General features: G+C 62.0%; 7 protein-coding genes and 2 pseudogenes. 1 reads left to right on the top strand and 8 read right to left on the bottom strand.

Going from position 1 to position 7,832, the window contains the following annotated elements; translation table 11 throughout:
- The 7 genes and pseudogenes from ASG92_RS27340 to ASG92_RS12260 form a co-directional block, all read right to left on the bottom strand.
- On the bottom strand, positions 1–184 hold a 184-nt coding region (locus ASG92_RS27340), incomplete at its 3' end, for a DUF1326 domain-containing protein (protein WP_240987119.1).
- 783 nt (positions 185–967) lie between these two features.
- Entirely contained in the window at positions 968–1,231 is a 264-nt protein-coding gene (locus ASG92_RS12285) for a hypothetical protein (RefSeq protein ID WP_056628545.1), read from the bottom strand.
- 278 nt (positions 1,232–1,509) lie between these two features.
- Positions 1,510–1,848, bottom strand: a pseudogene (locus tag ASG92_RS12280) (single-stranded DNA-binding protein); the annotation flags it as partial.
- Positions 1,849–1,900: 52 nt separating this feature from the next.
- Entirely contained in the window at positions 1,901–2,179 is a 279-nt protein-coding gene (locus tag ASG92_RS12275) for a glutaredoxin family protein (protein WP_056628541.1), read from the bottom strand.
- A gap of 385 nt (positions 2,180–2,564) precedes the next feature.
- On the bottom strand, positions 2,565–2,972 hold the full coding sequence (locus ASG92_RS12270) for a hypothetical protein (RefSeq protein WP_157372202.1): 408 nt from the start codon (positions 2,970–2,972) through the stop codon (positions 2,565–2,567).
- A gap of 244 nt (positions 2,973–3,216) precedes the next feature.
- On the bottom strand, positions 3,217–4,494 hold the full coding sequence (locus tag ASG92_RS12265; RefSeq protein WP_056628535.1) for a DUF6596 domain-containing protein: 1,278 nt from the start codon (positions 4,492–4,494) through the stop codon (positions 3,217–3,219).
- A gap of 4 nt (positions 4,495–4,498) precedes the next feature.
- Positions 4,499–4,861, bottom strand: a complete 363-nt coding sequence (locus ASG92_RS12260) for a YciI family protein (RefSeq protein WP_056628563.1) — start codon at positions 4,859–4,861, stop codon at positions 4,499–4,501.
- 448 nt (positions 4,862–5,309) lie between these two features.
- Here ASG92_RS12260 and ASG92_RS12255 point away from each other — a divergent pair, with 448 nt between their 5' ends.
- Positions 5,310–5,915: a DUF1326 domain-containing protein gene (locus tag ASG92_RS12255; protein WP_056628532.1), complete on the top strand. Its 606-nt coding sequence runs from the start codon at positions 5,310–5,312 to the stop codon at positions 5,913–5,915.
- A 1,288-nt stretch (positions 5,916–7,203) separates the two neighbouring features.
- Here ASG92_RS12255 and ASG92_RS29795 read toward each other — a convergent pair.
- Positions 7,204–7,478: pseudogene (locus tag ASG92_RS29795) on the bottom strand (recombinase family protein); the annotation flags it as partial.
- Positions 7,479–7,832 lie beyond the last annotated feature (354 nt).

The raw sequence follows: 7,832 nt of genomic DNA, 5'->3' as shown, positions 1-7,832 counted from the left end.
CCCTGTCCGCCGATGGGGCTGATTTCGTGCGCAGCATCGCCGATGAGGGCCGTCCTGCCTTTCCGCCCGCAATATGGAACACGACAACGCCACGGCATTCGCCGTTCGGACCGGTAGGCGGACCGTCAACCGGACACGGACAGACCAAGGAGCAATTGCAGCTTCCAACGTATTTTCCGGACATTTCCCAAGACATTTAGGACCCTCCTCGCTGGCTTCATTGCCTAGCGGAGCACCCCAGCGACGCAGCGCCTGACACACTTTTTGAACGGGGCCGGAACCTCGTTAAGGCAGAGACTACTCCGCGTCATAGGGGTGTCAATATGCTGCGGTAGCCCAATGAGAGGCTCCCGGATGAGACGGCATTTGGCTGCCTTTCCTAAGGTGCCCAGAAATTCAACAAAACCGCAGGTCAAGGCCCTGTGGACGCGCCGATGTCGCAGTGCGGGCAGTGGGCAGTGGGCAGTGGGTCAGAATTCGATCAGACTGATCCGTTTGATGAAGGTTAAGCCTGGACCTGCCGATGCCAGCGTGTGATGTCMTGTATGCAGTACAGCCTCCTCCGCGGCCMCGGTCAGGCAGACAGCACACGGGGGGCCAGACCAGACCCGCCTCCTGGCGGGCGGCGCTACGCCAACCCTCCGGGCCAACCCACAATACGGAGCCTCTACGGTTTCAGGGGATTGACAGAAACCTTAGCGTCTGTGGGTCAGAATTCGATCAGACTGATCCGTTTGATGAAGGTTAAGCCTGGACCTGCCGATGCCAGCGTGTGATGTCATGTATGCAGTACAGCCTCCTCGCGGCCCCGGTCAGGCAGACAGCACACGGGGGGCCAGACCAGACCCGCCTCCTGGCGGGCGGCGCTACGCCAACCCTCCGGGCCAACCCACAATACGGAGCCTCTACGGTTTCAGGGGATTGACAGAAACCTTAGCGWCGGATTTTTCACTTTTTCRCAARCCTGTTATGCGCTCTTCTCGTAATGCTGACGGAGTTCTTCGCGGGTCCTGCGTCCTGGTCGCAGCGCCCCGGCCGGGACGCCCGGCCATTTCCTGCCGGCGTTGTGCCTGCGCCGCAGACGCCGGACTTCGCGCATGGTTGCGGCTTCGATGAGTTCGGTGATGGAGGCGTATCCCTCGAGATGGCCTGCTGCCAGGAATGCTGCACGCACCTGCTCGGCGTCGCTTTCGGTGAAATAGGGCGAGAAGGATTTGTTCTTCTTATCCACTTAGAATCTTCGCCTCCCGCCACGGGTACAATGCTGCACGCACCTGCTCGGCGTCGCTTTCGGTGAAATAGGGCGAGAAGGATTTGTTCTTCTTATCCACTTAGAATCTTCGCCTCCCGCCACGGGTACCCATCCGCCGCATGGATCAGCGCCCATAGCCGACGGTTCCTGCGAGTGTCATGCTCCGAACTCACGGCACGCGGACCCTACACCCAGTCCTCTACGCTTGAGTTCCCGTCAGAGGAACCGTCAGCTTTCGTGAACCCACGGGGGACGGTGGCGTACCGGAGCGAGGGGCCGATTTCTTCGACTTCGAGTTCGATCACGGTCCGCTTCTCCCCTGCCTTGGTCTCGTAGGTCCGGGACGTCAGCAGCCCGGTGACGGTGACCCGGGTGCCCTTGGTGAGGGATTCCGCGACGTGCTCTGCGGCGTCCCGCCAGGCACGCGCCCGCAGGAAGAGAGTCTCGCCATCCACCCATTCGTTCTTCTGCCGGTCGAATGTCCTGGGCGTGGAGGCGATCGTGAAGTTCGCGACCGCGGAACCGCCCGGGGTGAAACGCAGTTCGGGATCGTTGGTGAGGTTGCCGATTACGGTGACGCTGGTTTCGCCTGACATTGGTTTCGTTCCTTCTCTGCTGGTTTCGTTCTGGCGGTAAAGGCGGGGTTTTCTAGGCTTCGCGGACGGGGCCGGCGACTGCTGTTTCGATGCTGATGATCTGATCGATCCTGGCGGGGTTCAGGCCGGACCAGTGGTTTTCGGTGGCGTCCTTGTCGTAGACGACGACGGGGACCTCGGAGTAGCCGAGCTCTTCGGTGATGTACTCGAAGGCGCCTTCGTTGGTGGTGACGTCCACCTCGTGGAAGGCGATGCCGGCCTCTGCGAACTTCTGCTTGGTCTTCGTGCAGCCAAAGCATCCGGCGGGCTTGGTGTAGATGGTGAGAGTCATTTTCAGTCCTCGGTTTCGTATCACTCTTAGTTAGGTTCGACTGGCTGACTTGCTACCTCAATTCTGGCGACCATTCAACTGAATGAATAGGGGTTTTGGCGCGTATTCTAGGCATTTTTCGTGTATTTTTGTGCGGAATTTGTAGTGATTTCAGCGGTGGGTGAGCCCGTCTGTCAGGTTCAGAAGTCGTCTGCACCGAATGTCAGAAGTCCTCTGCACTGGGACCGCGGGGAAAGACGCCATCGGAAGGCGAACCCTGACCGGGCCGAAAACTGGCAGCCCACCACAATGGGCGCAAAGTCGCCCAGGATTGACGAGCCCAGTGGAGTGCGACCCTCTACGGGACGCTTCTGGCCGCTGAGTCGAAGCTTGGCTCGGAACTGCTTCAGGCCTTCGGAGATGCCTCTGCGGCGGCAGCTGCCTGGCGCAGTAGAACGTCGAGCCGATCCTCAAAAGTTTCTTGGGCTCCGAAAAATGCGTGGTCGGTTAGTCGGATACCGAAGGTGTCGAATGCGTGCGCATCAATATGGACGCCGTGCTCCGCTGCTCGAACTCGGACTGTTAACGCCACCGGTATTTTCCGGCGGCTCCATGAAAATAGGTTGCCCCATAGGCGGTACTGCAAATTGGATCCCGTTCGTATTTCAAGGAAGGTACCGTCCTGCCGGATCCTTGCCTTGTCCGCCGCAAACGCTTTGGAGATTGCCGTCAACGCTTCGTCTAGAGAAAGCGGCGACGACCAGTGTTCGGTTTTCTCGAACATCGGCTTTGTTCGGCTTCCGTCTATCCCCATTGGACTTCTCCTCGCACCAGGAACGTGACGACAGCATAGTCTTTTGGGGGTGGAAAACGGTGAGCGACCTCGGTGTCCTCGCGGTCATCGGTCTAACGGACGGAAGCCAGCAAGTGGACAAGTTGGATCGGCCATTGGGCAGGCCCGGCAGCGACGGATTTATCCGGTCGCCCGTTTCCTGCGGCTGCGGTCGACGATCAGGTCGACGATGACTGCTTCCGAGGCGGGGTCGAGGCGCGCGTTGTCACTCGGTCGAGGTATCCCGTGACTTGAGTGGGTGTCTGTACCGCCGCGCCTGGCGGGCGAGGAAGACGCGCTCGGCCACCGTCGGTGCAAGCAACGCTGCAATCTCGTAGGCGTCGGCGGCCTCGTCGGGCCGGTTGAGGCGGCGCAGGAGGTCGGCCCGGCTGGCGTGGTAGGCGTAGTAACCATCGAGACCGAGGCCGTCGACCAGCGCGAGCACCGCATCTGGCCCGTCGACCTCGCTGACTGCAATGGCTCGATTCAACGCGACGACGGGGGTCGGTGCGACGGCCAGGAGTTGATCGTAGAGTGCGACGACCTGGGACCAGTCAGTTGCCTCGACCGAGTCCGCGTCGGCGTGCACCGCGTTGATGGCCGCCTGGAGCTGGTACGGGCCGGGCTGATTGCGGCGCAGGCAGGCACGCACAATCGTCTGGCCTTCGTTGATCATTACCCGGTCCCATCGCCCGCGGTCTTGATCGCGCAGGAGAACGAGCGAGCCATCCGCGGCGAATCGGGCCGCTCGTCTGGATTCGGTCAGGAGGAGGAGGGCAAGGAGACCGGCTGCCTCGGGCTCGTCCGGCATGAGAGAAACGAGCAGCCGAACGAGTCGGATCGCCTCGCCCCGCAGATCGTCGCCGGGACGATGCCCGCCGGCCGGGCTCTCCGCTCCCGCGTTGTAGATGAGGTAGATGACGGTCAAGACGGCGCGCACGCGGTCCGGCAGTTCTTGGTCCTGCGGCACTCGGAAGGGAATCTGCGCTGCCTTGATCTTGCGCTTGGCGCGGACGAGGCGCTGGGCCATTGTCGGCACAGCGACGAGGAAGGCCCGGGCGACCTCGTCCGTTGTCAGTCCCCCGAGTAAGCGCAGGGTCAGCGCCACCTGTGCTTCCGTAGAGAGTGCTGGGTGGCAGCAGGTGAAGATCAGGCGAAGTCGGTCATCGCGCACTGGTCCCGCCTCCTCCGGCAAGGGATCCTCATTACCCGGCATGAGTACGGCCACCTCGCTGAGCAGTTGCAGCCCACGCGACGCGCGGCGCCGGCCGTCGATGGCACGGTTGCGGGCGGTCGTCGTGATCCAACCACCCGGGTTAGGCGGCAGGCCGTCGCGCGGCCACCTCCGCAGGGCTTCGACGAACGCATCCTGCACCGCGTCTTCGGCGACATCGATATCGCCGAAGACACGGATCAGGGTGGCGACCGAGCGGCCATACTCCTCACGGAAAATCCGGCCGACCTCGGCCACGTCGAGCTCGGGTGCGACGTCGGCGTCGCGCACGTCGTTAGGCCTCGGATTCGTCCTGGAACGGACGGACCTCGATCGGCGCCCCGACGATGGCGGTGGTCCTCGACGCCCAAACGAGCGCCGCATCGAGGTCCGCGGCCTCGACGATGTAGAAGCCGGCGAGGTGCTCCTTCGACTCAGCGAACGGGCCGTCGGTGGTCAGCACCTCACCGTTGGACACTCGCACGACGGTGGCAGTGTCGGGTTCGTGTAGACGGCCGCCGAAGACCCATGCGCCAGCGGACTTCATCTCCTCTTGGAGGGCGTAGACATGTTTGGTGGTCTCCTGCATTTCCTCGTCTGTCATCGGGTTGCGAACCTCACCGGCAACACTGTGAACAGACAAAAGATACTTCCTCATGATCGTGCTCCTCATCATGGCGGGCACTTCCCGCCTCTCACTTCAACTACGAACGAGCGGTCTCCAAATCGACAGGTCTACCAAAAGCTCTTTCTGGCGGGGCTCAGCATCAACCTCATCCATACTTGCACGGTCCAGGCTGCACTAACCGGCGTCATCGCTGTCCCGCAAGCCGGTCCTTCAACAGGCTGCTGCATCCCGTTTGCTCCCTCCCAGTTGAGCAACACTCCCACAGTCAGACGCATGGGATTTTCGTTGGCGGCGGAAGGGTCCCAGGTGTCGCGGTGGGGGACCGGTGTATGGACGAATTCGGCGGGAATTGAGCTTTCGAAGCATTCGTCGAATACGCCAGGTCGGCGTCTTTGATGAGTCATCTGAGGCCGTTGACCGTGGTGATGGGCGGGAGGAGACTTTGTTTTGGGGGTGCCACTTCGAAGGGAGCCGCAAAATGCCGTGGCGTGTAGAGGGTACGTATTTTGAGAATTGCAACTGCGATATGGTCTGCCCGTGCTCGACTTCCGGGCAGACCGCACCGGCGGATAACGACCGTTGCCAGGTGGCCCTGGCCTTCCACGTTGACACCGGCGACGTTAATGGTATCGACGTCGGTGGCCTCACCGTCTGCGTCGTCGCCGACACACCCGCCCTGATGGGTGGCGGGGGCTGGAAGGTCGGAGTCCTGATGGATGCTGCCGCCTCAGCTGAGCAGGCCGAGGCGCTCGGTGCAGTCTTCGGCGGCCAGCTTGGCGGACCGATGGAGGGTCTGGCCGCCTTGATCGGTGAAATGGCTGGCATGGAGTCTCTGGAGATGGCCTACGCCGACGATGGGCGCCGGCATCAGGTCAGGATCGGCAGTGCCGTGGACATGGCGGTCGAGGACTTCGTGTCTCCCATGGACCGTACGGAACTTGGGGTGAAAATCAGCGGGGTCGGATTTCCTGCCGACACCTTGGCAGCCGGCACCGCGAGCACCGGCCGCGTCGACGTGTTCGGGATGACCTGGGACAACGCCGGGAAGAACTCCTTCTCGGCCCCCTTCGCCTGGTCGGCTTAGGTCCGGGCCAGGAGCTACCTGACGGTTAGCCACCATGCCGCAGGGCTGTCGTTGATCGGGGGCGGGGCACTGGCGTGGTCTCTCACTTTCTCAGGCCTCACGGGCGCATGTCCACAAGCCCGGGGACGATGGGACTCGGGCTCTGGGGTTTCCTGGCCCTGATGATGGCGGCCATGACGTTGCCCGTGCTGGCACCGCTCACTTCGATTTACCTCAGGTCCATCCGTGCCGTACGCAGCAGCCGGATCGACGACTGCTCTGGTCGGCGGTTAACTTCTGACGTGGATCGGCTTCGGCGTCGTTGCATACGCGGCCGCGGGGCTGTCGGCGCTGCTGGCTGCGGACGCGCCCGATCTCGCACCCTGGGTGGGCGCGGGACTGCTGGCGGCGGCCGGGGTCTACCCGGTGACGCCTGTCTTAGGCACTGCCGATCGCCGATGGCGTTCCTGCTTCACGTTGGGACCTTCGACAACCAGGCAGTGAACGGGTCAATGGGCAACTTCACCTGCCGGGAAAAAGCGGAGCAGTTCATCGCCAGGGACCGCTTCGTTCTGGAAGGACTGGCCGTTCCCGGCTCGATCCGGGAGTGGAACGTTTGTGATTTTCTGCGCGCAGGATGCCTCCTGATTTCCAGGGTCCATGTCCCGCGCGCCCTCCATTTCCCAGGCACGCGGGAATCCTTCGTTAGCAATAACTGTGATGAAGTGCCTGCCGTCTCATCGCGGAGATGTGTATGGAGCGGTGGCTCACGACGACGAAAATTGCCCGTCCAAGGTGGAAGCCGCCGAACGAATACGACCGCCCCGCATATGACGTGGGCTGAGCCGTTGCGCTGTTCAGCAGGGGCTTATCCGTGGGAATTCGGGCTCAGGGGGCGACCTGGAGCTGCGAGTCTCCGAGGAATGACGGGATGAAACTGACCGTGCCCTGTATGCCGATATCAAAAAAATGTTGGTACGACTGCGATAATCCGATATGAACGATTATGCGGATGCCACGACCAACGTCATCTCGCAAATCCTCGCGCACGCCAGGGTTTGGGACGATAACCAGCTCCGTTCTAAGTGACTCCTGCGCTTCGCGCCCAAAGTAGCCGCCGATCAGGAGTCCTCCTCTGGCTGCGTCGACTAGAACGACCGTCCGTTTGGGGCATGCCCCAAACGGACGGTCAAAAACGCTGCCCCAAACCTATTGACCAACTTTGATACCTGTGGAGTTCAGCGCTATGTGGCGGCGTTCTGAGATCGCTCTTTGTCGCCTTCCGAGTTGGGTTGCGCCGAGCGCCTAGTCAGTGAGAGCTCGCGACCTTGCGGGGCATTCCCAGATCGCGGGCAACGTGCGCCGCCGGCTCCCCACCTTCAACCAGGCGCACAGCGCTACGAATTTGGCTGTCGGTGACACGGCGGGGGCGCCCGCCAAGATCCTTCCCGGCGTCACGACTGCTGATGAGTCAACGATTCGCTCGCGCTTGATGTCGTGTTCCATCTGCGCCAGCGCTGCCATGATCGTGAACAGCATCCACCCCATAGGGGCTGAAGTATCAACGTCACCACCGCCGAGGTTCCTGGATCCTCCATGGCCAGCGCGAGGACGTTGCGGATTCCCCGGACCATCATCTCGGTGCTGCCGGCCGATCCGCGGGTTGTGATCTGGATTTTGACATACGGTACGTCCAGGGCGTGCAGGTCTTTAGTTGAGACCAGTTTGTTCCGCCGGTAGCGCGTCCAGCGGAAGAGGAATCTCCACCAACGGGATGCCATCCGCACACCAAAGACGGCCGAGCCCTGGACATGGCTCTATCGGGAGCAGGGACAGCCTCGACATCGGCGCGTCCTTTGCACCTGGCACCGGGTTATCGCGGAGGTAACGGACCGCTTTGAACCAGCCCGTCCAGCGGGATTACTATTTGCGGAATGG

Source organism: Arthrobacter sp. Soil736 (genome assembly GCF_001428005.1).
GTDB lineage: Bacteria > Actinomycetota > Actinomycetes > Actinomycetales > Micrococcaceae > Arthrobacter.
The sequence above is the reverse complement of the archived record's forward strand: the minus strand, read 5'-3'. Positions and strand labels throughout refer to the sequence as shown.